Genomic DNA, 26234 nt, shown 5'->3' with positions numbered 1-26234 from the left:
TCGGATGTCAACCAATGGAGAAAAAAATAATTGGAATTATGTCTTAATCTTCCAGTTCTTCTTCGAGCGGATCTATACCAAACTTACTGATAAACTTATCAGCATCGGCTTGAAGAATAGAGAGAGAAACCCATACACCTTCTTCATGGTGATCCTGTTCCAGAACTTTGGCATTATCGTGTAACCAAGATAATGCTGCGCCATTCTCATAGGGTATTTCAAATTCATACACCAGGTTTTGCGCCTCAAGAAGCTGCTCGACCATATGTAAAAATTCAGAACATCCCTCGCCCGTTATTGCAGAACAAAGAAGAGTTGTATCCTGATGACCGGACTGTATTTCCAAAGAAGATTTTATCTCTTCAGAAAGCAAGTCAGATTTGTTCCAAACTTCAATCATATTCTTTTGAATGTCCGGATCTAATTCAAGATCATTCAAAACAGCTTTCACATCGTCTTTTTGGGCTTCGGTATCCTCGTGTGAAACATCCCTGACATGGACAAGCACATTCGCTTCCCTGACCTCTTCCAAAGTTGCACGGAAAGACGCAATCAGGTCCGTTGGCAATTCAGAAATAAACCCAACTGTATCTGATAAGATAATCTCTCGTCCGGATGGTAGATTAACCCGACGCATAGTTGGGTCCAGAGTTGCAAACAACAAATCTTCGGCAAAAACTTTTGATTCTGTCAGCCGATTAAAGAGTGTTGATTTTCCTGCGTTTGTATAACCGACCAGCGAAACAATCGGGAAAGGTACTTTCCGTCGCGCAGAACGATGAAGCTCACGGGTTTTCTTCACCATTTCAAGATCACTTTTCAAACGAACGATTTTTTCATCAATCAAACGTCTGTCAATCTCGATCTGTCGCTCCCCCGGACCGCCCATAAAGCCAGCGCCACCACGCTGACGTTCAAGGTGAGTCCATGACCGAACCAACCTTGAACGTTGATAACTTAATTGGGCAAGATCAACTTGCAGCTTACCCTCTTTGGTACGCGCACGTTCGCCAAAAATTTCAAGAATAAGCCCTGTGCGGTCAATAACTTTGGCTTCCCACCCCTTTTCAAGGTTGCGCTGTTGCACAGGCGTCAAAGCTGTATCGACGATAACGACTTCAACCTCATTGGCATGGATATAGTCGTGATATTTTTCAATAATACCAGAGCCAAACAAAGTGGAAGGCTTTGGCCGGGCAACCGTGATCACCTCGTGACGAATAATCTCCAGATCAATCGCCAAAGCCAAGCCGTAAGCCTCTTCCAACCGCGCTTCAGAAGAACGCGTTGATTGAGAGCCTTTTTTTAATTCCGGATGAAGTACAATGGCGCGGACCTGTTTTTTACGGTCCACGCCATCATCAATAAATTTTGAGCCCATATAAATCAGCAAAACCCATTAAAGGTTAAGATGCTGCTCCGCCTTCGTCGTCCTTGCCCGGATCAAAAAGCTGAACTGGTGTCGCAGGCATAATTGTTGAGATCGCGTGTTTATATACGAGTTGTGCATGTGCATCACGGCGAAGCAATACAGAGAAATTATCAAACCAAGAGATAATGCCTTGCAGCTTGACGCCGTTTACCAAAAAGACCGTTACCGGGACTTTGTTTTTGCGAATCGTATTCAGGAATACATCCTGTACGTTCTGTGATTTTTCCGCGGCCATCGCGTTTAATCCCCTTTTTGTTTTTATTGCGTGTTTTTATTGGTTGGTATTATTAGCTTTTGGGGTTATGCCCGAAAATCGGGCAAGAGAGATTCTTTATCATTATGCTGAGGAAATACAACCCCTCATCAACACAGGACTTAAAAATCCTCAAAATTTCTATGATAAAAATGCCTTCATTTCTCCACAGGATGTAAAATGCTGTTCGGGCTTGCACCCTACAAACTCGTCATGCTTGGGAGGTTCTGGACGAATTAAAACCGGATAACAGGCGCAATTATAAGCACATTGAAGGTCGATATCTGTATCACCAACAAACCAAACGTCTTTATCCAGTGAAATATCACTTCCCTTTAACGCAAGATCCATAACACCGGGATCTGGTTTATCTTTCTCCGCATCGTTGGCCCCGATTATATTTTGAAAAAAGACATCCCATCCCAATTGAGCAACCTCTTTGCGAAGGATGTACCCTTTTTTGTTACTCACAATCGAAAGATAAACCCCTTTTGAAACAAGAAACTCCAAAAGCTCTTTTGCCTGCGGCAAAGGTGTTAAGACATCCAAGTGGCTTGCTTCGTAGGTATCGTAAAAAATCTTAGTAGCAGTTTCGACTTTATCACCAAAAATTTTGGGGAAACTCTCACGTGCTGAAGCACGCACTCTGTCCTTGGCTTCTTCTAGTGTCCAGGGAACAAGCCCCATTTCTTCAAATGTGACAGAAAGCGCATGATGGATAGAAATCCAACTATCGATCAAAGTATTATCCCAATCAAATACAATAGCTTTGGGGAATGATGATGTCATAAAATAAGATGTCTCTACTAATTCAAAATGGTCACTTATATGAAGTGCGTTACTAGAAAAATTCAAGCTTCACAGCGAATAGCTTTTCTATCTTTTTCACAGCTTCAGCTGCAGAGAAGATCACAACAAGATCGTGGGAACGAACAATTGTCCCACCTCTTGGAATAATAACCTCGCCGTCTCTGACAATTGCCCCAACAATAACACCAGGCGGAAGCTTTGCTTCGCGGATCGGTACCCCGACAAGACTGGATGTTTCGAGTGCTTCAGCTTCGATAACTTCGCCGAGGCCATCTGCAATTGTATGCACAGATCTAATGCGTCCTCTACGGACATGCTGGAGGATATTAGATACGGTAATACTACGAGGGTTCACAACGGTATCAATACCTAAAGTGCTGATAAGCGGCGCATAGGACGTTGTATTAATCAATGTCACAGCACGCTTGCAACCATGTCGTTTTGCAAGCAATGATGTGAGGATATTCACCTCATCATCATTAGTTACTGCAACAATTGTTTCTGTTGTCGAAATATTGGCTTCGTTCAAAATCTCGGCGTCAAGAGAATCACCATGAATAACCACGGTTCTCTTCAGGGATTTCGCAACAAATTCGGCACGCTTTTTATCGAGTTCGATAAGTTTAAGTTTTACTTGGGGATGATTCTCTTCAACGGTTCTAGCAAGGTAGAGCCCGATATTCCCCCCACCAATAATAACAACCCTGCGCGCTTCTGATTCTGAATGGCCAAAGGCATCCATCGTCCGATTTAAATGCCCATGATCCAAGACTAGATAGACATCATCCCCAGGACGCAGTTCGTCATCAGGTGTCGGAACAAATCCTTTACCTTGACGAAAAATTCCAACAACGACGACATTCAATGTCGGGAAAAGCTCCGTAAGTTGTCGAAGTGGTGTATGGATAATCGGTGTATTGTCGGTACAATGCACCCCGATCAAACTTACCTTTCCGTCCGCCAAAGGATATACATCAAAGGCACCGGGTATCTGAAGGCGTTTTTCAATTGCAGCAGCAACCTCAATTTCCGGCGAAATGATCACATCAATAGGCATGTGGTCGCGCGTAAAGAGATCTGACCACATAGGATCCAGATAATTTTGCTCGCGGATACGTGCGATCTTTGTCGGGACATCGAACATCGAGTGACAGATCTGACAAGCAACCATGTTGACTTCATCAGCGTGTGTTACCGCAATAATCATATCGGCTTCGGATGCGCCTGCCTTCTCCAGAATATTCGGATGCGAGGCAAAACCAACCACACCTTTCACATCCAATGAATCGGTGATTTTATTAACCAAGGCAGGATCACGATCAATCACAGTGATATCGGCATTCTCACTTGCAAGATAGCGGGCAATATTAAAGCCCACCTGGCCAGCACCGCAAATAACTACTTTCATAACAGGATCCTAAATCCATAAATCTCTTTAGCTTCGGTCAGTCGAAATACCAAGCGTTCTTAGCTTACGATGCAAAGCAGATCGTTCCATACCAATAAATGTAGATGTTTTCGAGATATTTCCACCAAACCGCATAATCTGAGCTTCAAGATATCTTTTCTCGAACAGTTCCCGTGCTTCTCTTAAAGACAAGGCCATAAGGTCTTCTTGCCCTGAACCACCAGATGAAACCGACGGAGAAATAGATCCGATATCCGGGGGCATCATCTCCGCAGAGATCATCTCATCTCCTTCGCCGGGTGCCATAATCAACAACCAGTCAATAACGTTTCTGAGCTGCCTGACATTCCCAGGCCACTCATAAGCCTGCAGTGAAGCCATGGCGTCTTGAGCCAATGGACGAGCGGGAATACCATTAGTTTTCGCAGAAAGATCCATGAAGTATTCGACAAGATCCGGAATATCATCACGGCGGTCGACCAATGCTGGCACAACGAGAGGAACAACATTCAGACGATAATACAAATCTTCCCTGAATTCGCCAGCCGCTATCAATGCCTGTAGATCTTTGTTAGTAGAGGCAATAACCCTGACATCAACCTCGACCTCTACATCTCCACCAACCCTGGTAAAGGATTGTTCTTGCAAAACACGAACAATTTTTCCCTGCGTTTCAAGCGGCATATCAGCCACTTCATCCAACAAAAGGGTTCCCCCGTGAGCCTGTTCAAAGGTGCCAACCCGGATAGAGGTTTCACCGTCCTCACCTTTGTTCTCTGTGCCAAAAAGTTCACTTTCCAAGCGATCCGGATGCATCGTGGCGCAGTTTAACGCAACGAATGCCCCATTATGGCGTGTGGATTGGTGATGTAGTTGGCGCGCGACAACTTCTTTTCCAGCACCCGCCGGGCCGGTTATCAAAACCCGGCTACCTGTGGGTGCTACCTTATCCAAGGCCTGTTGCAGTTGAAGCACAGGGGCAGATGAACCAATTAAAGACGACTGTACGGCTGCACTAACTTTGAGGCGCTCGTTCTCTCGCCTTAATTCAGAAAGCTCTATGGCGCGGTTGATAATAAGAAGTAACCGATCAGATTTGAATGGTTTTTCTACAAAATCAAAAGCGCCGATTTTAATCGCACTAACTGCCGTCTCAATTGTTCCGTGCCCGGACATCATAACAACAGGTAAATCAACATAGTCGTGCTTAATTGCTTCAAGAATACCAATACCATCAAGTTCAGAATTATTAAGCCAAATATCCAGGACAACCAAACTTGGGCGACGAGCATGAATTGTCGCCAGAGCTTCCTGGCTGTTAGCAGCCTCTCTGACAACATAGCCTTCATCTTCCAGAATACCGCTCAGGGCCATTCTGATATCTGCTTCGTCATCAACAATGAGAATTTCGCGAGTCATATAATCAATCTGCTTAAATGAGTTATAATATTTATTTAACTTGCAATCGGGAATACCAAGTGCACTTGCGCACCAATTATCTTACCAGTTTGATCCAAATTATCTTCCAGGACAAGAGAGCCACCATGATCTTCCATTATTTTCTTAACAATGGCGAGGCCTAACCCTGTCCCCTTCTCTCTATTGGTGACATATGGTTCCGTTAACTTTTCGCGATCACCGGCAGGCAGACCCTTCCCTGTATCTCGAATAGTTATAGAAACTTCGGCCTCTGATTTTTCGAGTAGCACCTTAACAAGAGCTGTCTTGTCCTCGCGCCCTTCTTCCAATTTACCTTCGATAGACTCCCCTGCATTCAACAGTAGATTTGTCAGCACTCTGTTAATCTGTTCAGTATCACAGGACATAAGAATGTGATCATCGGGCACGATCGCCTCAAACTGAATTCCTTGCTGAGCAGTGTCCTGAAGAAAAACAGCTTCCTTAATAAGTTTATTCAGGTCTGTTTCTTTCATTTTAGGCACTGGCATCCGCGCGAATGAGGAAAATTCATTCACCATTGTTCCGATATCAGTCACGTGTCTGATGATGGTATCAATACAAAGCTCAAATGTTTTGGTATCGCTCCCAATTTCTTTCAAATACTTCCTTTTTAAACGTTCCGCAGATAATTGAATTGGGGTCAGAGGATTTTTAATTTCATGAGCGATACGTCTGGCAACATCCGACCATGCAGCCTTACGTTGAGCAGAAACCAGCTCGGTAATATCATCAAAAGTGATAACAAACCCAATAATTTCAAAATCATCCCCGAGCTCTGCAACAGTTCGTAACAACAGTGTCCGCTGAACACCGTTTTCTTGCGTATAGGGAAGATGCTTTTCGACAGGGCGCAAAGGTCTGGATTTCGCTTCCGCAACAAACTCAGCCACTTCCGGCATAACAACCGATATGTGTTTACCCCGAAGATCAGAGAATTGATCTACGAAAAATGCTGATGCAGATCGATTAGGAAGTGTGATCTCCCCTTCTGCACTTAGACCAATTACACCAGCCGTTACGCCCCCCAAAACGGCCTCAATAAACCTTGTCCGTTCATCAAGCTGCGCATTCGTCGTCATCAATTCTTGTTGCTGGCGCTGCAATTCACCGGTCATCAAATTAAAAGTACGAGACAAACGGCCGATTTCATCTTCTGACTGATTTGAAATGACCCGAGTTTCCAAATCACCTTTACGCACTTTTTCCGCAGCAGCAATTAAGTTCCCGATCGGTCCTGTTAGATTGTTAGAGAAGGTAAGACCTACCCACACAGATGCCAATAGGATCATTAATGCAACAATCGCAAAAATCATCGCAAATGTTATTACAAAGCCTGAACGTTGCCCTTCAAGATCAGTATAAAGAGCAACAGCACTTTTGGCGCGCTCGATATGCTTTAAAATATTCGGATCAATAGGACGTCCTACAATTAAGAAAGATCCATCAAATCCACCTAAATAAACTAACGCACGGACACGATCATTATTTTCACTCGAAAGTATAACCACTTCACCATTAATAGCATTATTAATAGCAAAATCGGGTATTTCAGGGGCAAAATTAAGAAGAAAACTAAAGGCCGCTTTCCCTTGCACTTGCCCAGATTGATCAAAAACCACGGCCTCGGTCAAATTCAAACGATTAGCACGTTCAGTCAAGAAAGCATCAAATTGCTCTTCATTCTGTATAAGTAAATTTAACGATTGCCCCAAATCAAACGAAACAGATAAAGCATCTGCAACAATGCCTTGTTGATGCTCGTTCAAATAAGCTTCGGCAACAGCGTATGATTCCTTCACAGCCGTACTTACTTTCTCATTAAACCAGCCCTTTAAACCAAATTCAAAAAAACCGACAGAAACCACAGCAACAATAATCGTTGGTGTAACAGCCACAAGGCTAAAAAGTCCTACTAACCTTGAATGAAGTTTTGCGCCAGCCAGGCCACGTTTTCTCTCAAGCCATAAAAGAACAAGCCGCCTGACAACAATCGCCAGCAATGCCATTAGAAGGATAAAGTCTGTTGTTAAAAGTAAGAGAATAAGCTGTGGATCATTTGCTTGCGATAGATCACCTGAAAGCGCTGAGAAGGTAGTAACGCCACTAATGATTGTCGCAATAAACAGAGTTATCGCGAGCTTTCTTTCCAAACCAACTCGCTTTGCCCACTGAGACGCACTTGACCAGAACCCATTATTAACTGCTATCTCGCCACTGCTATGCGGTTCTGAAGTTAAATTATTTTGTACTTCTTCAGTCATTACTTACCGCCCTTGATCACAGACACATCCAACTCTTTAATCTTCTTCCTCAAGGTATTTCTATTTAAGCCCAACAGTTTTGAGGCTTGAATTTGATTACCATTTGTAGAAGTCAGAGACAGTTCGATTAGTGGCTTTTCAATCTCTTTTAGAATTCTGTCGTAAAGTCCTGTCGCGGGTAACTCGGGAAAATGAGCTGCAAAATACTCGCTCAAATGCCGCTCGACAGCTTCGCCAAGAGATTCATTTAAAGCAGGTGCAACAGTTGGGCTAAGCTCACCTTCCTCCGCACTAATTCCTTTTGAAATCAGGCTAAGCTCGTGCTCAACAATATCCTGCGAAATTACATCCTGACTGTAGAGGACCGTCAACCGCCTTACCACATTTTCCAATTCACGGATATTACCTGACCAGTAGTTCCCCCTTAAAGACGCCATAGCCCCCTGGTCAATAACCTTACTCGGCAAACCTTCTTGCTCACACAATCGCAGAAAATGCGATACCAACTCAGGAATGTCTTCTGCCCTCTCTCGAAGAGGCGGCAATCTCAACGGCACCACACTCAGTCTATAATACAGATCTTCCCTGAAGTTTCCCTGCTCTACCATTTGTGCAAGGTCTCTATGCGTGGCTGTGATAATACGAACATCTGCCTTTATTGGCACACGTCCGCCGACAGTCGTGAATTCATTTTCCTGCAAAACCCGCAAAAGTCTTGTTTGAGCTTCCAGCGGCATGTCACCAATTTCATCCAGAAACAAAGTCCCGCCAGCCGCTTGCTCAAAACGTCCGGAATATCGTGCTGTTGCACCTGTAAAAGCGCCTTTTTCATGTCCAAAAAGTTCACTTTCTATAAGCTCTTTTGGGATAGCTGCCATATTAACAGCAATAAAGGGACCGCTTTTTCTCTTGCCATAATCATGAAGCGCGCGGGATATAAGTTCTTTACCAGTTCCAGATTCACCTGTGACCATAACCGTAAGATCAGTAGCCATTAATCGCGCCATCACACGATAAATTTCCTGCATAGCAACAGAACGACCGATCAGTGGCAACTGATCTTCCTCACGGTCGATTTCTTCTTCAACAACATCAATAGGCTCTGAAAGTGCACGCTTAACAGTTAAAGATAACTCTTTGAGATCAAAAGGCTTTGGTAGATATTCAAAGGCTCCACGCTCTGTTGCCTTTACTGCGGTTAGTAAAGTGTTTTGCGCTGACATCACAATAATGCGCAACTCGGGCCTGATCTTCTTGATCCGCGGGATAAGGTCCAATCCATTTTCATCCGGCATTACCACATCAGTAATGACGAGATCACCTTCTCCCTTGGCAACCCACTGCCAAAGCGATGCCGCACTACTGGCCGCTTGCACCCGATACCCTTCGCGTCCCAATGCGTGTGTCAGAACAGTTCTTATCGCCTGGTCATCATCGGCAATCAAGATCGTCGCATCACTCATGAAGGATCCTTTAAATCAATATCAGTGTGTATTTGTTTTTTATTACGTAAATCTTTTGGCACCAACGGTAAGCTGACAGAAAATTTTGTTGCGCGCGGCATACTCTCTAGTTCGATCACGCCACCATGTTCTTCAATAACCTTAGAGACCAGAGCCAAACCAAGCCCCTTCCCCCCCGCTTTTGTTGAAACAAAGGGATCAAAAAGATGTTCATGCAGATCACCCGGTATACCGGGTCCGTTATCTTCGATTGTTACCAGTAAAGGGAGATCCATTCGATCTTTCCCTCCTTGTAAGCGCATACGCACACCTTGCTGATAACTCGTAGTCAGAATGACTTCCCCACCTTCTTTTCCCAATGCCTCTACAGCGTTCTTAATAAGATTAAGGAAAGCTTGTATAAGAAGATCTCTGTTGCCATAAACTTCGGGAAGCGAAGGATCGTATTTCTCTGCGAACTTTACATTCTTTCCGAACCCTGTTTCCGCAAGAAGCCTGATGTGAGCCAAAACCTCGTGAATGTTAACAGCTTCCCGTTCCATAGGTCGTGTATCAGAAAACATTTCGATACGATCAACCAAAGTAACAATGCGATCAGCTTCATCGCAAATCAGCTTCGTTAATTGTCGATCATCTTCACCTGCACTTAACTCCAACAGCTGAGCAGCCCCCCTGATACCGGACAACGGGTTTTTCACTTCATGTGCAAGCATCGCCCCCATAGCTGTGATTGATCGCGCTGCATTACGATGCACGAGTTGATGATCAATTTTGCGAGCGATTGATTGCTGCTGAAGTGTAACGACACTAAACCCGGAACTGTCATGCATAGGCGAAATAACAACCGTCACCAAATGCGTGCCAATTCTTGGCGTCTCCAACCTCACCCCATATTCAGCCACAGAGCTCTCTTCTCTTTGCGTTTGCTCAATCAGGTGAATAATCTGAGAATCATCTGAGAAGTGAGTACTTAAATAGCTGCCAACCAAAACAACCTTACTTGACTGCAAGAACTGTTCAGCAGCTTGATTAACAAACATAATTGCCTTGTCCCGCCCAACAACAAAAACCGGATCTGTTAAGGAGTTCAAGACATTAAAAGACAGAGAAAGCTCTTCTTGCGATTGCGCATGATGCCTGCTGGAGGCTTTATCTAACGGATGGCTACTCATATATGTTTGTGTCATGCGGCTTCATCAATGTAAGGCTGGAAATATTCCCCTAACATTTTGACCACCAAATCTGGCTCATTTACTTTGTTAATTTCTGCTCGAAAAGCCGCAGAATCAGGCAAACCTTTGCAATACCAAGCCAAGTGTTTTCGTGCGATAGCAACCCCTTTACGAACGCCGTAATGAGACAACATCGCCTCATAGTGCTCACAAATGAGTTCAAAGATTTCTTTCAATCCTGGCTCACGAACATGCGTTCCATCCCTCAGATACTGACTAACTTCTCGCAAAAGCCATGGCTTACCATAACATCCACGACCAATCATCACACCGTCCGCGCCAGAAACATTCATTGCCTGTTTCGCATCTTCTGGTGTTAAGATATCGCCATTGATAACAACAGGTACTTTCACGGCCTCTTTAACCGCTCTTACAGCTTCCCAGTCTGCTTCACCTTTATACATCTGGTTTCGAGTGCGCCCGTGAACGGTAATCATTTGAATACCAACATTCTCAGCACGTTTTGCCAATTCAGGGGCGTTACGGTTAGCGTCATCCCAACCTAACCGCATCTTAACTGTAACGGGTACATCAACAGCTTGAACAGTCGCATCCATAATGTCTTCGGCCAGCACCTCATCTTTCATCAGTGCCGATCCTGCATACTTGGAGACAATCTTTTTAACCGGGCATCCAAAATTAATATCGATAATGGCGGCACCACGATCAACATTCATTTTTGCCGCCTCTGCCATAATACTCGGATCACACCCGGCTAATTGCACAGCCATTGGAAATTCTTCCGCACAGTTCGTACTAAGCTTAAGGGATTCTCTACTCTCTTGCAGCATTGCCTTACTGGCGATCATTTCTGAAATGACCAGCCCAGCACCATATCGCTTTACCAAACGTCGATAAGGCATGTCTGTAACCCCAGACATCGGGGCTAAAAGAACTGGGTCCTCAATCTTGATAGGACCAATTGAAATGCTCATTCGTTGTGCACCATTCGCAACCGCCTAAGATTTAGGCAAACAAGAAAAACTGGTTATACAGTGTTTCCCTGCTCATGCGAAGGGGAATGTGTAAAAAATCAACCAAAAATGCGGATAATCAAGCTAACAGAACATCAGTCACAAACTTCACACCTGGGTAAGCAAGGGTCAATAACAGATAAACCGCCAGAACAAAGCGAACCGCATTTTGCCCCCGTATTCCAATAAACCTGTGCAGCACTAGTAGAATTGCAATAACAACAAAAGCAAGCAGCGCAAGAAGCGACTTATGATCGAGATCCAGATAATAGCCAGCGGCCGAATACTGTCGGGCAATTCCCGTCAATATCCCCAGACCAAGAACCACTTCGGCCATTGTCAATAAACTCACCTGGAAACGATCAGCATCATAAACAGAAGGCAATTTAACCAAAAAAGGACTTTCGATCTTCTTCGACTTTAAAGCCCGCTCCCTCAACTGTACGGATATAGCAGAAATAGCGGCTAATGTACAAAGCGCATAAGTCAGGATCGATGCCAGAATGTGCAAAACCAACCAATTGTCCATACGATCAATAGGATCGGCAGCAGCCGACTGGCCTTCCCAGACAACTGCGAAAAGACCAAGCACAAACAAGTAAGGCACCAGAAGTAACGCAAGCTTTTCGAACTCTTTTACCAGTAAAGAGAAACACAAGAACAACAACAGACTAAATGATATGGTAATCCAGAGAGAGATACTCACGCCGCCATCCCAATGCCCCATAAGATGAAGCATTGTGGTAAAGCTAGACCCGATCAGTGCAAGAAACAAAGCCCCCCTCATAAGAAGAGGAGAACCGCCTGCTTTTGACATCCAGGGTATTAATATCGCAGGCAACATCAGAACAAGAGCAAGCATCCCCCAAAAAACGGTCATAATCTTACCTTCTTACTAGACATCTGATTAGCCTTTGTTACATATCATTTTGTTATTACTGTAAATTAGCCTAAATTGGCAAGAATCGAAATCAGGAGAATACGTCTATGTCCGGTACCTGGGCAATCATTGTCGCCGCAGGCAGAGGCAGCCGTATAGGAACTGACCTCCCAAAGCAGTATCTCAAATTAGGTGATACCAGTATTCTCGCCCTGACACTCGATAATTTTCTAAAACACCCAAACATTGATGGAGTTCTTGTTGTCATTCACTCTGATGACAAAGAGCTTTTTGAGCGTGAATGCTTCCAGTTTGCTGATAAAGTCCGTATTGCTTTCGGCGGTGCTACACGCCAGGAATCAGTTTTAAACGGTTTACAAGCTCTGGAAAGTACGCGCCCCAACGTTGTCCTTGTGCATGATGCAGCACGCCCCTTTACAAATCATGATGTTATTAGTGATCTGATCCATGCTAGCAACTGTGGAAAAGCAGCCGTAGCCGCTTCCCCTGTCGTGGATAGCCTTAAGCAGGTCACTAATAACATCATCTTGAAAAATGTGGATCGAAACGGGCTTTGGCATGCACAAACACCTCAGGCATTTCCTTTTGACCTGATACACAATGCGCATCTCGCCATAGAAGACCTGTCAAACTACACTGACGATGCCGCAGTTGCAGAAACATGCGGTCATCAAATATCTATTGTAACGTCCGGTAAAGAGAACTTCAAAATTACAACGCCGGAAGATTTGGTTCAGGCAACCATGATCGTCAACAACAGACTAACCAACGAGTTAAAAATGGAAAGCAGAACTGGCTTTGGATACGATGTACATTGCTTTGAAGAAGGCGATCATGTCACTCTTTGCGGGATTGATATTCCCCATACAAAAAAACTCAAAGGGCATTCCGACGCCGATGTTGGTCTGCACGCACTGACCGACGCTATACTTGGTGCGCTTTGCGAGGGTGACATTGGAACTCATTTTCCGCCGAGTGACCCACAATGGAAAGGTGCTCTGTCTGATCAGTTTCTTATTTTTGCGCGTGATCGGGTTCTTGCAAGGCAGGGTAAAATTATTCATGTCGATGTGACCATTGTTTGCGAAAGACCTAAAATAGGTCCGAACAGAAAATTGATGGTTGCAAAGATGGCTGAAATTCTGGACATCAAGCCCAACCGCGTCAGCATAAAAGCCACGACATCAGAAAAACTCGGTTTTACGGGCAGAGAAGAAGGTATTGCAGCCCAAGCTGTTGCAACAATTCAGCTCCCTTCAACTGATTAAACAAATCCGGACACAAACAACTTCGTAAAGACGAACATATGTCTCAGAAACAACTTTCATTTTTTCATCCCGTCTCCCTCATCTCGACATGGTTCGGCGCCGGGCTTATAAAATTTGCTCCCGGCACCTGGGGATCATTGGCCGCACTTCCCTTTGCCTGGGTTATTTCGGATTATACAGGCCCTGTCGGCTTAATCATTGCATCCCTTATCGCATATGGCGTTGGTATATGGACAAGTGGTCAGTATTCAACGGCACTTGGCAAAGAAGACCCCGGGGCGGTTGTTATTGACGAAGTCGCTGGTCAGTGGCTTGCATTAGCTTTTGTTCCTTTGAACCCGATTCTTTTTCTTATCAGCTTTCTAATCTTCCGCTTTTTCGACATCGTCAAAGTTTTTCCGGCAAACTGGTTAGATCAAAATATCAAGGGTGGCCTCGGCATTATGTCTGACGATATGGTTGCCGGATTATATGCCCTGATAACATTTTACCTTCTATATGCATTTATCCCCTATACTAGTGAACTTCTACAACGCTCATAGGAGGCCGTTATGTCTCTAACGACAGAGATTCAGACGCTTGCAACAGAAGTTCTTGACCTCTGTCGCACCAAAGGCCTTCAAATTGCCACTGCCGAATCATGCACCGGGGGGTTAATAGCTGGCGCTTTAACAGAAATCGCAGGATCTTCGGATGTTGTGGACAGAGGTTTTGTTACCTACTCAAACGAAGCCAAACACGAAATGCTGGGTGTCCGCATAGAGCAAATATCAATGCACGGTGCTGTCAGTTCACCAGTTGCATCATCCATGGCCGATGGGGCAATGAAGCTCTCTAACGCTCAATTAACAGTGTCTGTAACAGGCATCGCAGGGCCCGGCGGCGGTACATCTCAAAAACCTGTCGGCACCGTCTACATCGGTACGGCCTTGGAAAATGACAGAACACTTTATCAAAGCTACCGTTTTGACGGAGACCGTGCATCTATCCGGCAACAAACCGTTCATGCTGCACTCTCATTTTTAAAAAACAGGCTTTTATGAACAAGCACATTGACGCCCAGACATCCTCGACTAATCGCACGCCATCTATTACAGACATTCCACTTAGCCAACTTGTCTTGGCATTTATAGTATTTTTGGTCGCAATCAAAGGCATCGCCTATTTATTATCCGCCTTTTTCTCAACAGCAGAAAACGACGGATCAACTTCATTCCCGCTAATCCTTTTGGTTCTAATTCAGAATTTACTTATCCTGATCATTGTTCGGCATTTCCTCTTAAAAAGGTATCGTTTAAATTGGCAAAACCTAGGGTTAGTGCAAACATCCGCAAGTTGGTGTTATCGCGCTGCGCTCCTAACCTTGCCTCTGGTTGTTATTATTGGCATCGTAAATTCGACAGTCACACAACTAATCAGCACAGATTTTGTTAATCCTCAGCTGGAAATGCTGGCTCCCCAAGGATTTAGGTGGCATTCCTACATACTCACAATGATTGCAACTGGCATCATAGCCCCCTTTGCAGAAGAAATTGTTTTCAGGGGCGTCATTCTGGGATGGCTTGACCAAAAACTCGGAAAATATCTTGCTATTTTAATTAGCTCATTTCTTTTTGGGTCAACACACGGCATCCCCACTTTAATTCCAGCCCTAACGGTCGCGGGGATCGCCTTTTCCTTGATCGTATACAAAAGCCAATCTCTTTGGCCGGCAATCGTCCTGCATTCAGGGTTTAACATGTTTATGACAACAGCGCTCTATTATGCGCTTTCTCAAGGCGTAACACTTCCCGGGACGAGTTAAAGTTCTTTTTTTGAAGTTGCCAACATCTATCAATCTGATACTAGCTAAAATTAGGTCCCGGCCTTTAAGCTGACGCTCGGCCTTCCCCATCATAGGGCTCATACAAAACTGCAGCCCTGGTTTCAAATGCATGAACCATACGCCTTACAGCTTCGTGGAAAAATGGCTCCATGATCATTTGCAGCATTTTGGATTTGAATTCAAAATCCACATGAAAATCAACCAAACATCCTTCAGGATGCTCTTCAAAGATCCATGTGTTTGTCAGATACTTAAAAGGGCCATCAACATAGGCAACATCGATCCGTAATTGCTCTCGGTGAAGATCAACCCGGCTGGTAAATTTTTCTCTGACCATTTTAAAACCAATGATCAGATCAGCAAATATCGTTGTATCCTGTCGGCGCTTTATTCGCGCGCCCACGCACCAGGGCAAGAAATCTGGATAGCGCTCAACATCGGCAACCATTTCGAAAACTTGCTCTGGCTTAAATTTCAGTACTTTTTTTTCAGCGTGAACGGGCATTTCTAATGTCCAAAATCAAGAACGAGACAGCTTTTCTTCTCTGGCTTTTCTCAATTCCTGGAAATCTTCATCAGCATGATAGGATGAACGGGTCAAAGGTGTAGATGCAACATGCAAGAATCCTTTGTTATAAGCCATCTTTTCATAAAACTTGAATTCTTCCGGATCGACAAAACGATCAACAGGATGATGTTTCGGTGTTGGCTGTAGATACTGACCGATTGTCAGAAAATCTACATCAGCCGAACGCATATCATCCATAACCTGAAGCACCTCATCCTTACTTTCACCCAGACCGACCATCAGTCCGGATTTGGTAAAGAGTGTCGGATCAAGCTCTTTGGCGCGATCCAGAATTTTCAAACTGTGATAATAGCGAGCGCCAGGACGTACCGTTGTATATAAACGTGGAACAGTTTCCAGATTGTGGTTAAACACATCTGGTTTTGCCTTAACCACAACTTCCAACGCGCCATCTTTATGCCTGAAATCAGGTGTCAGAATTTCAATCGTTGTATCTGGTGCGTCTTTACGGGTTGCTGCAATCACTTTTGAGAAATGCTCGGCACCACCATCATCCAGATCATCACGATCCACAGATGTAATCACCACATGACGCAACTGCAGTTTGGCAACCGCCGCTGCAACGCTGTAGGGCTCAAGCGGGCTTAGCGGATTAGGCTTCCCGGTTGCAATATTACAAAACGAACAGGCACGGGTACAAATCCCGCCCATGATCATCATCGTGGCATGTTTTTTAGACCAGCATTCGCCAATATTAGGGCACGCGGCCTCTTCACACACAGTATGAAGATTGTTATCACGCATCAGCTTGCGCGTTTCCTGATACCCTTTGGATACCGGGGCTTTTACTCTAATCCAAGACGGTTTCCGTTGGATAGGAGAGTCGGGACGTTTGGCCTTTTCAGGGTGCCGCATCTTCGCACGGTCATCCTTTGAGGAAATAATACGCTCTGCGCGTTCTTTTCCCTCGAGCTGGGATGTTGTTTGTTCTGAAACCATGGTTTCTGTCATCAACTAACTCCGACCATTTCGTGAACCCAATCCTACAATAGAAGAGGTTTACACGCCGTTACTAACAGGAAGGCTGAAAGCGCCTTCCTGTCACATGCTGCAATACATATGGAATTACAACAAAATCTCAAGCATTAAGATTGCCTGTGGCAAAATCACACCTAGAAGTGAATTGCCCGACCATAGGCATCAAGAACAGATTCATGCATCATCTCTGAGAGAGTTGGATGCGGGAAGACAGTATGCATTAGCTCTTCTTCCGTTGTCTCAAGCCCCATCGCGACAACAAATCCCTGAATAAGTTCAGTAACTTCTGCGCCAATCATATGCGCCCCAAGAAGTTCACCGGTCTTAGCATCAAAGATGGTTTTGATCAGACCCTCGGCCTCACCAAGTGCAATCGCCTTTCCGTTACCCGCAAACGGGAAACGTCCGATTTTGACATCGCGACCTTCCGCTTTGGCTGTCTGCTCATTTAGACCAACAGATGCAATCTGCGGGTGACAATAGGTACAACCAGGAATCTTGGATTTATCAATCGGGTGCGCAGACAGACCTGCAATCTTTTCAATACAAACAACACCTTCGTGTTCAGCTTTGTGCGCAAGCATTGGCGGGCCAGCCACATCACCGATAGCAAAGACACCAGGTACATTGGTTCGTGAAAATTCATCCGTAACAATACAGCCACGATCGGTTTTAATACCCAGAGCTTCCAAACCAAGGTTTTCAATATTACCAACGACACCAACAGCAGAAATCACACGATCAACAGTGATCTGCTCTGTCTTACCATTTTTCTCTAGTGTCGCCGTTACCTGATTGGACTTTTTATCCAGCTTGCTGACCTTGGTTCCTGTGCGGAATTTCAAACCATGTTTACCCAACTGCTTTTGGGCCAACTTTGAAATCTCGTCATCTTCCACAGGCAAGATTTTATCGAAAATCTCAACCACGGTAACGTCAGCACCAAGAGTGCTGTAAAAGTCAGCAAATTCGATGCCGATAGCGCCAGAACCAACCACCAACAATGATTTCGGCATTGTATCCGGACGCAAAGCTTCACGATATGTCCAAACAAGCTTACCATCAGGCTCTAATCCCGGAAGGGTCCGGGCACGAGCACCCGTTGCAATGATAATATTCTTAGCTGTTAAAGCTGTTTTCTTCTTATCTTTGCCCTCAACGGTCATTTTGCCCGCAGCCGTTAAAGTACCAGTACCGTCAAAAACCGTTACCTTGTTCTTCTTCAGAAGATGACCAACACCACCATTAAGCTGTTTTGAAACACCTTTGGAACGCTCAACGATTTTTTGCAGATCAAAACTGACATTTGACGCGGATAATCCATAGTCTTCCGCATGCTTCATGTTACGGTAAATTTCTGCAGACCGCAGCAATGCCTTTGTCGGGATACATCCCCAGTTCAGGCAAATCCCGCCAAGATGATCTTTTTCCACGACAGCCGTTTTCAGACCAAGTTGCGCTGAACGGATCGCCGTCACATAGCCACCAGGACCACCGCCGAGAACGATAACGTCAAAGTTTGTATCACTCATAGTTTCATCCCCTAAAGAAGCATGGAGAGAGGTTCTTGGATCAGGGCTTTAAACGCGGCCATGTACTCTGCACCAACCGCACCATCAACCACACGATGATCGACCGATAACGTACAGGTCATCACTGTCGCAATTGCCAAGGCACCATCTTTAACGACAGGACGCTGCTCTCCGGCACCAACGGCAAGGATACATCCCTGTGGCGGGTTAATAATGGCAGAGAAATCTTTAATGCCAAACATACCAAGGTTAGAGATCGAGAAAGTCCCGCCTTGATACTCTTCTGGTTTCAACTTGCCATCACGTGCACGACCAGCCAGATCTTTCATTTCTTCAGAAATAATACCAAGACCTTTATTCTGAGCAGCTTTAATGATTGGCGTAATCAAACCCGATGGCGTTGCAACAGCCACAGAGATATCAGCATTTTTATAGCTAAGAATACCTTCATCACTGAAAGACGCATTCGCAGCAGGTACTTTTTTCAACGCCAAAGCTGCAGCACGAATAACAAAATCATTCACGGAAATCTTCACATCGCCGCTTGCATTCAGCTCCTTACGGAATGCGAGTAGCTTATCCATTTCACAATCAACCGTTAGGTAGAAATGTGGAACAGTCTGCTTTGATTCACTCAATCGGCTAGCAATCACACGACGCATGGAGCTCAATGGTTCCAGATCGTATTCCATACCAAGCATATCCGCGAGTTCGCGCGCATTTGGTCCTGAGGCAGCAGGCGCTGTTTTAGCCGGAGCCGCGGCAGATGTTTCAGTCGAAGCACCAGCCTTACCAACACCTTGTTCCAGAGCGGACAAGATATCAGCCTTTATAATACGGCCATGAGGACCTGTCCCTTTAAGGGCAGAAAGATCAAGGCTTTCCTGAGAAGCCATCCGTCTGGCGAGCGGGCTCGCAAAAATACGGTCACCACTAGCAGAAACCGGTGCTGGCGCAGCTGGTCTTGACGATGGCGCTTTTTCTGTTGCAGGGGCAACTGATACAGCTTCTTCTTGCTTTGGCTCAGCTTGTGCAACAGGCGCTTCAGTTTCAGTAGAAACATTCTCTAACGCACTGGCGTCTTCATCTTCTTCAAGCAAGACAGCAATCGTCTGATTAACCGCTACACCCTCGGTTCCGCCAGGAACGAGGATCTTGGCAATTGTACCTTCATCAACCGCCTCAACTTCCATAGTGGCTTTATCGGTTTCAATTTCCGCAAGAACATCGCCGGAATTAACTGTATCACCTTCATTCACCAGCCAACGGGATAGTGTACCTTCTGTCATTGTAGGAGACAGGGCGGGCATAAGAATATTTATAGGCATCGTATTTCTCCCCTGCTCTGCTTATGAGCGATAGCAGACTTCTTTGGCCGAAGTAATAATGTGAGAACTCTGTGGTAGCGCAAGCTGCTCAAGGTTCGCTGCATAAGGTAGCGGAACGTCAACACCAGCCACACGCTGAACAGGTGCATCCAGATAGTCAAACGCCTGCTCCATAACCATTGCCGAAATTTCAGAACCAACGCCCGAGAAAGCCCAACCTTCTTCAACAGTCACCAGACGGTTGGTCTTACGCACAGAATTAAGAATGGTTTCCGTATCCAATGGGCGAATTGTTCTCAGATCGATAACTTCTGCAGAAATGCCTTCTTTTGCCAACTCTTCAGCCGCTTCCAAAGCTTTTCCAACCATAATTGAGAAAGTTACGATGGTAACATCAGTACCCGGACGAACAATCTTGGCTTTACCAATTGGCACCGTCCAATCATCCGTATCTGGTACATCAAAGCTCTGTCCATACAGAAGCTCATTTTCCAGGAAAATCACCGGGTTTGGATCACGAATAGCAGATTTAAGTAGCCCCTTGGCATCCGCCGCAGAATAAGGAGATACAACTTTAAGTCCTGGACAATGCGCATACCAGCTTGCATAACATTGAGAATGCTGAGCTCCAACACGGGATGCCGCACCGTTAGGTCCACGGAAAACAATCGGACTACTAACCTGACCACCAGACATGTAACGTGTTTTTGCTGCAGAGTTAATGATATGATCAATCGCCTGCATCGCAAAGTTGAACGTCATAAATTCAACAATCGGGTTTAGACCATAAAACGCCGCACCAACACCCAACCCGGCAAAACCATGCTCTGTAATTGGTGTATCAATAACCCGCTTGGCACCAAACTCATCAAGCAGCCCCTGACTGATCTTATATGCGCCTTGGTATTGAGCAACTTCCTCACCCATGAGGAATACTTTTTCATTACGGCGCATTTCTTCAGCCATTGCATCACGCAAGGCTTCACGAACTGTCGTGTTGATAACAGGTCCGTCCCATTCACTCTCTGGCGCGACAGCTTCCGCTTTTGGCGCTTCTGGTGCAGCCACATTGGCAGTCTCAGATGAAACTGTAGCAGGTTGCGCGTCAGCTTGAGCAGCAGGCGCAGGTGTCGCAGCGGAATAGTTACTGAGGTCCGCATCGCTTTCATCCTCTTCCAAAAGAAGAGCGATTGGCGTATTCACAGCAACATTATCTGTATCACCCGCGACAAGGATTTTCCCAAGAACCCCGTCATCAACGGCTTCAACTTCCATGGTTGCTTTATCTGTTTCGATTTCGGCCAGAATATCACCTGATGATACGCTGTCGCCTTCATTTTTCATCCAACGCGCAAGTTTCCCCTCTGTCATTGTAGGGGAAAGCGCAGGCATAAGAATTTCTATTGGCATATTTTCTTCTCCGGAATGACGGACAGCTTACGCGTCAGCGTACACATCGGTGTAAAGTTCAGAAGGATCTGGCTCGGGGCTAGACTGTGCAAATTCAGCAGATTTGGAAACAATCGCTTTAACATCCTTATCGATTTGTTTCATGCCTGCTTCGTCAATCACATTCTTTTTGACCATAACCGCGCGAAGACGCTCAATCGGATCACGCTCTTCACGCACCTTTTGAACTTCTTCTTTAGAACGGTATTTCGCAGGATCAGACATGGAATGACCGCGATAACGATAGGTCATCATTTCCATGATATATGGTCCTTTGCCACTTCTGGCATGTTCCACAGCAATTTTTGCAGCTTCGCGCACGGCAACAACATCCATACCGTCAACTTGCATGCCCGGAATTCCATAGGCGCTACCGCGATGATAGAGCTCGGTGCTATTCGCAGAAGAACGTTCTGTTGATGTCCCCATGCCGTAACGGTTGTTTTCAATTACATAAACAACAGGTAGATCCCAAAGAGAAGCCATGTTGAATGATTCGTAAACCTGCCCCTGGTTCAATGCACCATCACCCAAATAGGCAACGTTTACAGCATTTTCTTCCAGATATTTATGGGCAAAGGCGATACCTGTTCCAATTGGAACCTGCGCACCAACAATACCATGTCCGCCATAGAAACCCTTTTCTTCGCTGAACATGTGCATGGAGCCGCCTTTACCTTTGGAATATCCACCGATACGCCCGGTCAGCTCAGCCATCACACCATCAGGATCCATGCCACAAGCAAGCATGTGCCCGTGGTCACGATAGGATGTCAGAATCGTATCACGGTCTTCCAGTACAGACTGGATACCAACAACGACAGCTTCCTGCCCGATGTAAAGGTGGCAAAATCCACCAATTAAGCCCATGCCATACAATTGTCCGGCCTTTTCTTCAAAGCGGCGGATCAAAAGCATTTCACGGTAAAAATCAAGGATCATTTCATTGTTAACGTCGGATGGAAGCGCAGAAGATGCTGTCCGTTTCTTAGGGGCCCGTTTGGTGGGCGTTTTTTTAGTCGCCATGCGAGGTTTCCCGTTCAAGTTAGTGTTACGCACTAAGGGGGTTTTATTTCTCGCACTTAAAATAAGGGAAAAGTAATATTATTACAATAGATTTTATATTATTGATTTATAACGATTTTTTGTAAATTAACCAAAAATAAGTTAACTTGATAAAAAATGCTGCATTGCACAATTTTCGGTTAACTTTATTATCGTTGCTGGATGACCAAATATTCGTTTTCACGCCCATAATTAAGTACATCCCTCGCCCGCTCTTCCAAAAGATCTGGGTCAAGATTATCAGGGCGTAAAAGCGCAACCCTTGATTCAAGTTCTTGGCGATCACTTTGAATTTTGAGCATTTCGTCTTGTTTGGCTTGAAGGTTTTGAGTGAGATGGATCCACGCCCAAACACCACGATCACCCTCAATTGTGTGATACGCGAAATAAGCCACCAATGACGCCCCCAAAACTTGCGGAATCACGACACGGGACCGTTTATGAATCTCTCTAAATAAAGACATTTACTCTAAATCAATTTTCTTTGCATGCAGCCAAAGTAATCTAACAGATAAAATAGTTATTGGGAATAAACAAAGCATTAATGCCCTTTAATAAGGAAATAAAAACAGAATTGACAAACGTTATGTTATAACATATCACAAATCAAACGTCTGACTTGAGGTGATAACCATGAACAAACTAAGTGTAACAGTCCTTTCCGGCTTTCTTGGGGCTGGCAAAACAACCCTTTTAAACCAAATCCTTAACAATGCTGATCTTGAAAGAGTTGCCGTTATTGTTAACGACATGAGTGAAATTAATATTGATTCTGATATTCTTCAGTTCAAAAACTCATCCCTATCCCAAACAGATGAAAATCTTGTTGAAATGACAAACGGTTGCATTTGCTGCACCTTAAGAGAAGATTTATTACACGAAGTAAGTAACCTTGCCTCCTCTCAAAAATTTGATCACTTAATCATTGAATCATCAGGTATTTCTGAGCCCCTTCCCGTCGCGACTACATTTGACTTCAGAGATGAAAACGGATTTAGCCTTTCGGACGTCACAACGCTGGATAACATGGTCACCGTCATTGATGCCGGCAACCTACTCAATGATTATTCATCTTCCGAATTGCTCTTAGATCGAGGTGAAGCACTAGGCCCGGAAGATCAACGATCCCTCGTTAATCTACTGGTCGAACAGATAGAGTTTTCAAATACAATTATTCTAAATAAAACCGATTTGGTGTCTCGAGATACGATTATCGAAATTCACAAAGTAATCAAAGCACTCAACCCAGATGCAATCGTGGTTGAAAGCGTGCAATCACATGTTCCTTTGGAGCATCTGTTAAATACAAAACGCTTCAGCTTTGCAAAAGCACATGAACACCCCTTGTGGGCAAAAGAACTCTATGGATACGAAAACCACGTCCCTGAAACCGAAGAATATGGAATTGATAGTTTTGTTTATCGGTCGAAAAAACCCTTTGTTCCTGAAAAAATTGCAGATTTTTTCCAACAGGAACAATCCGGTGTTTTGAGATCAAAAGGCCATTTTTGGCTTTCAAACAGACCTGACCAGGTCGGCGAGATGTCTCAGGCAGGAAAATACACCACCACGGAATTGATTGGTAAGTGGTGGTCTTCCATACCCAAAAACAGATGGCCGGATGATCAAGACTTCATCACACAAATCAAAAAGAACTGGGATCCCGCATTTGGTGACCGTCGCAACGAAATCGTTTTCATTGGCTCTCAAATGGATAAGGAAGAAATAATTAACCGCCTGAATGACTGTCTCGTCAAAGAAGACGAATTTCTGCCTGAAATCTGGCAATCACAACATAAAGATTACTTCAATCACTGGGCACAACAGGCCTGATCATTATAACAACCATAAAATAAAGATATTCGATTACAATGAAAAAACTCCTCCCCGCTCTATTACTCACCTTCTTCCCCACAGCCAGTTTTGCGCATGGCATCTGGATTACTGATCGCTTTGGTGAACCATCCATCGTTTATGGCCACGGAGCTTCTGATGATGCCTATCAAACAGAAAAACTGAAATCAGTACAAATATACATGCCAAACGGCACAGTGAGCAAAGGAGAAACGCGCGAAACAGATAGCTATATCAACATCCAAATCCCCAAAGAAACACAAGCTGTTACTGCAATTTTTGATAATGGTTATTGGACAAAAGATACCAAAGGAAAATGGCATAATCAGAAAAAATCACAGGTAGAAAGCCCTGTCTCTTCAGGACGTTATTTTAAATATACTACGCACATTCCTCTTGGCGCAGACACATTAGAAAAACCTCTGGGGCTTCCACTCGAAATTTACCCTCTACAAAACCCACATGATCTGGAACAGGGAGACAAGCTCTCTCTTCGAGTTCTGTTGAATAAAGAGCCTGTTGAAGGATTGAAGGTGATTGCTGATTATATCAATGATGAAACAGCTAAAAAATTGATCACCGACAAAAATGGTGAAGTAACAATTACAATAAGAAATCAAGAACTTAACGTGATCGCTGTTTCGACAACCAAAGAATTGGAAGACAAAACTGATGCAGATAAAGAGGGTTATTTTTCTACCCTTTCATTTGCTTTAGAACATAAACACCATTAAATCCGTTACGCTGATCGTATTAATCAGATCAAGCCCCACATCATAAAACAAGGGCCTCGGTTAATTCCGAGGCCCTTGTCGATCGTTTATATGAAGCGGTTCCGAATAAATTCCAACCCCGCTTTTTAATATATTTACTTATTTACGAAGAACACTACGTCCAGCGTAATGAGCCATAGACCCCAACTCTTCTTCGATGCGGATAAGCTGGTTGTATTTGGCAATACGGTCAGAACGGGAAAGAGAGCCAGTTTTAATCTGCCCACAGTTCGTTGCCACAGCCAAATCAGCAATGGTGCTGTCTTCTGTCTCACCCGAACGGTGCGACATAACCGCAGTATAACCAGCTTTATGAGCCATATCGACAGCTTCAAGCGTTTCTGAAAGCGTACCAATCTGATTGACTTTAATCAGAATGGAGTTCGCTGTATCTGTTTCCAGGCCACGCAATAGACGTTTTGGGTTCGTCACGAACAGATCATCACCAACCAACTGTACTTTATTGCCAATTGCTTGTGTCAAAGACTTCCAGCCATCCCAGTCATCTTCTGCCATGCCATCTTCGATGGAAAGGATTGGATAGCGATTAACAAGATCTTCGAGGTACCGAACCATTTCGTCCGCACCCAGTGATTTGCCTTCGCCAGCCAGTTCGTATTTGCCGTCTTTGAAGTACTCGGAAGAAGCACAATCAAGTGCCAACATAACGTCATCACCCAGATTGTAACCCGCATTACCAACGGCTTTTGTAATAAAGTTCAACGCTTCGTCTGTAGAAGCAAGGCTTGGTGCAAAACCGCCCTCGTCTCCCACATTGGTGTTGTGGCCGGCATCGCTGAGAGACTTTTTCAATGAGTGGAAAATCTCTGCGCCCATCCGAATGGCATCAGAACCAGAAGCCGCCCCAACAGGCATGACCATAAATTCCTGAATATCAATTGGATTATCAGCATGCGCGCCGCCATTAATGATATTCATCATCGGCACAGGAAGCGTTCTGGCAAATGCACCGCCAACATAACGATACAACGGTAGACCGGCATCTTCTGCAGACGCCTTGGCAACTGCCAAACTGGCACCCAGAATTGCATTTGCCCCTAAGCGTGATTTGTTCTCGGTACCATCAAGGTCAATCATCACCTGATCAATAAGAAGCTGATCTTCGGCATCCAAACCGATAAGGGCTTCGAGAATTTCTTCGTTTACAGATTCAACAGCTTTAAGAACACCTTTGCCAAGATAACGTCCTTTATCCTGATCACGAAGTTCAACTGCCTCATAAATCCCTGTGGAAGCGCCTGATGGCACTGCAGCACGCCCAAAGGCGCCACTTTCCAAAAGAACGTCAACTTCTACGGTAGGGTTGCCACGAGAATCGAGGATCTCACGACCTTGTATGTCGATGATCGCCGTCATT

24 protein-coding genes are annotated in these 26234 nt (G+C 44.8%); 6 read left to right on the top strand and 18 right to left on the bottom strand.

Translation table 11 applies throughout. The features are described from left to right. Nucleotides 1–43: 43 nt before the first annotated feature. The 10 genes from hflX to ccsA all read right to left on the bottom strand — a co-directional run bounded on the left by hflX (nucleotide 44) and on the right by ccsA (nucleotide 12174). Nucleotides 44–1381, bottom strand: coding sequence for a GTPase HflX (hflX, locus tag BKB51_RS16010; RefSeq protein WP_085902133.1), 1338 nt, complete (start codon nucleotides 1379–1381; stop codon nucleotides 44–46). Between the two features lie 25 nt (nucleotides 1382–1406). Further along, nucleotides 1407–1667 (bottom strand): RNA chaperone Hfq, encoded by a 261-nt coding sequence (hfq, locus tag BKB51_RS16005; protein WP_047763419.1) that lies wholly within the window; start codon nucleotides 1665–1667, stop codon nucleotides 1407–1409. A 159-nt stretch (nucleotides 1668–1826) separates the two neighbouring features. Beyond that, entirely contained in the window at nucleotides 1827–2474 is a 648-nt protein-coding gene (locus tag BKB51_RS16000; RefSeq protein WP_085902132.1) for an HAD family hydrolase, read from the bottom strand. A 52-nt stretch (nucleotides 2475–2526) separates the two neighbouring features. Further along, nucleotides 2527–3903 (bottom strand): Trk system potassium transporter TrkA, encoded by a 1377-nt coding sequence (gene trkA / locus BKB51_RS15995; RefSeq protein WP_085902131.1) that lies wholly within the window; start codon nucleotides 3901–3903, stop codon nucleotides 2527–2529. A 27-nt stretch (nucleotides 3904–3930) separates the two neighbouring features. After that, nucleotides 3931–5322: a nitrogen assimilation response regulator NtrX gene (gene ntrX, locus BKB51_RS15990; RefSeq protein WP_085902130.1), complete on the bottom strand. Its 1392-nt coding sequence runs from the start codon at nucleotides 5320–5322 to the stop codon at nucleotides 3931–3933. A 35-nt stretch (nucleotides 5323–5357) separates the two neighbouring features. Then, nucleotides 5358–7625, bottom strand: coding sequence for a sensor histidine kinase NtrY-like (locus BKB51_RS15985; RefSeq protein ID WP_085902129.1), 2268 nt, complete (start codon nucleotides 7623–7625; stop codon nucleotides 5358–5360). Then, nucleotides 7625–9088, bottom strand: coding sequence for a nitrogen regulation protein NR(I) (ntrC, locus tag BKB51_RS15980; protein ID WP_085902128.1), 1464 nt, complete (start codon nucleotides 9086–9088; stop codon nucleotides 7625–7627). Before ntrC ends, BKB51_RS15985 begins: the two co-directional genes overlap by 1 nt. Then, nucleotides 9085–10275: a two-component system sensor histidine kinase NtrB gene (locus BKB51_RS15975; protein ID WP_085902127.1), complete on the bottom strand. Its 1191-nt coding sequence runs from the start codon at nucleotides 10273–10275 to the stop codon at nucleotides 9085–9087. Before BKB51_RS15975 ends, ntrC begins: the two co-directional genes overlap by 4 nt. After that, on the bottom strand, nucleotides 10272–11255 hold the full coding sequence (gene dusB, locus BKB51_RS15970; protein WP_085902126.1) for a tRNA dihydrouridine synthase DusB: 984 nt from the start codon (nucleotides 11253–11255) through the stop codon (nucleotides 10272–10274). Before dusB ends, BKB51_RS15975 begins: the two co-directional genes overlap by 4 nt. Before the next feature lie 118 nt (nucleotides 11256–11373). Beyond that, nucleotides 11374–12174: a cytochrome c biogenesis protein CcsA gene (ccsA, locus tag BKB51_RS15965; RefSeq protein WP_085902125.1), complete on the bottom strand. Its 801-nt coding sequence runs from the start codon at nucleotides 12172–12174 to the stop codon at nucleotides 11374–11376. Between the two features lie 107 nt (nucleotides 12175–12281). On the opposite strand from ccsA, the gene BKB51_RS15960 reads away from it, so the two are divergent. Genes BKB51_RS15960 through BKB51_RS15945 form a run of 4 tightly spaced genes read left to right on the top strand, consistent with a single transcriptional unit; the run spans nucleotide 12282 to nucleotide 15267 of the window. Then, complete coding sequence (locus BKB51_RS15960) at nucleotides 12282–13463, top strand: bifunctional 2-C-methyl-D-erythritol 4-phosphate cytidylyltransferase/2-C-methyl-D-erythritol 2,4-cyclodiphosphate synthase (RefSeq protein WP_085902124.1); 1182 nt, start codon at nucleotides 12282–12284, stop codon at nucleotides 13461–13463. A gap of 38 nt (nucleotides 13464–13501) precedes the next feature. Then, on the top strand, nucleotides 13502–14005 hold the full coding sequence (locus BKB51_RS15955; protein WP_085902123.1) for a phosphatidylglycerophosphatase A family protein: 504 nt from the start codon (nucleotides 13502–13504) through the stop codon (nucleotides 14003–14005). Between the two features lie 9 nt (nucleotides 14006–14014). Beyond that, nucleotides 14015–14506 (top strand): CinA family protein, encoded by a 492-nt coding sequence (locus BKB51_RS15950; RefSeq protein WP_085902122.1) that lies wholly within the window; start codon nucleotides 14015–14017, stop codon nucleotides 14504–14506. Continuing rightward, the gene (locus BKB51_RS15945) at nucleotides 14503–15267 is read left to right on the top strand and encodes a CPBP family intramembrane glutamic endopeptidase (protein ID WP_085902121.1); all 765 of its coding nucleotides are present in this window, start codon (nucleotides 14503–14505) and stop codon (nucleotides 15265–15267) included. Before BKB51_RS15950 ends, BKB51_RS15945 begins: the two co-directional genes overlap by 4 nt. Before the next feature lie 64 nt (nucleotides 15268–15331). Here the strand turns inward: BKB51_RS15945 and BKB51_RS15940 are convergent, their stop codons facing one another. The 7 genes from BKB51_RS15940 to BKB51_RS15910 form a co-directional block, all read right to left on the bottom strand. Further along, on the bottom strand, nucleotides 15332–15793 hold the full coding sequence (locus BKB51_RS15940; protein WP_085902120.1) for a type II toxin-antitoxin system RatA family toxin: 462 nt from the start codon (nucleotides 15791–15793) through the stop codon (nucleotides 15332–15334). Nucleotides 15794–15808: 15 nt separating this feature from the next. Further along, nucleotides 15809–16828 carry a lipoyl synthase gene (gene lipA / locus BKB51_RS15935; RefSeq protein WP_085902119.1) on the bottom strand — a complete coding sequence of 340 codons (1020 nt, stop codon included), beginning with the start codon at nucleotides 16826–16828 and terminating at the stop codon, nucleotides 15809–15811. Nucleotides 16829–16989: 161 nt separating this feature from the next. Further along, a complete protein-coding gene (gene lpdA / locus BKB51_RS15930) occupies nucleotides 16990–18387 on the bottom strand; it encodes a dihydrolipoyl dehydrogenase (protein WP_085902118.1) in 1398 nt (465 codons plus the stop codon). 11 nt (nucleotides 18388–18398) lie between these two features. Continuing rightward, entirely contained in the window at nucleotides 18399–19715 is a 1317-nt protein-coding gene (locus BKB51_RS15925; RefSeq protein ID WP_085902117.1) for a pyruvate dehydrogenase complex dihydrolipoamide acetyltransferase, read from the bottom strand. Nucleotides 19716–19736: 21 nt separating this feature from the next. Further along, nucleotides 19737–21125 carry a pyruvate dehydrogenase complex E1 component subunit beta gene (locus BKB51_RS15920; protein WP_085902116.1) on the bottom strand — a complete coding sequence of 463 codons (1389 nt, stop codon included), beginning with the start codon at nucleotides 21123–21125 and terminating at the stop codon, nucleotides 19737–19739. Between the two features lie 27 nt (nucleotides 21126–21152). Continuing rightward, a complete protein-coding gene (pdhA, locus tag BKB51_RS15915) occupies nucleotides 21153–22190 on the bottom strand; it encodes a pyruvate dehydrogenase (acetyl-transferring) E1 component subunit alpha (protein WP_198946775.1) in 1038 nt (345 codons plus the stop codon). Nucleotides 22191–22378: 188 nt separating this feature from the next. Continuing rightward, complete coding sequence (locus tag BKB51_RS15910; protein WP_245813289.1) at nucleotides 22379–22624, bottom strand: FtsB family cell division protein; 246 nt, start codon at nucleotides 22622–22624, stop codon at nucleotides 22379–22381. A gap of 238 nt (nucleotides 22625–22862) precedes the next feature. Here BKB51_RS15910 and BKB51_RS15905 point away from each other — a divergent pair, with 238 nt between their 5' ends. Together BKB51_RS15905 and BKB51_RS15900 are read left to right on the top strand one after the other, a co-directional pair. After that, entirely contained in the window at nucleotides 22863–24062 is a 1200-nt protein-coding gene (locus BKB51_RS15905; protein WP_085902114.1) for a GTP-binding protein, read from the top strand. 38 nt (nucleotides 24063–24100) lie between these two features. Then, entirely contained in the window at nucleotides 24101–24817 is a 717-nt protein-coding gene (locus tag BKB51_RS15900) for a DUF4198 domain-containing protein (protein WP_085902113.1), read from the top strand. 138 nt (nucleotides 24818–24955) lie between these two features. On the opposite strand, the gene eno is transcribed toward BKB51_RS15900, so the two are convergent. Next, nucleotides 24956–26233, bottom strand: coding sequence for a phosphopyruvate hydratase (eno, locus tag BKB51_RS15895; RefSeq protein WP_047763438.1), 1278 nt, complete (start codon nucleotides 26231–26233; stop codon nucleotides 24956–24958). Nucleotide 26234 lies beyond the last annotated feature (1 nt).

This window comes from Kiloniella majae, assembly GCF_002118315.1.
In the GTDB taxonomy this organism is placed as follows: Bacteria; Pseudomonadota; Alphaproteobacteria; order Kiloniellales; family Kiloniellaceae; genus Kiloniella; species Kiloniella majae.
The sequence above is the reverse complement of the archived record's forward strand: the minus strand, read 5'-3'. Positions and strand labels throughout refer to the sequence as shown.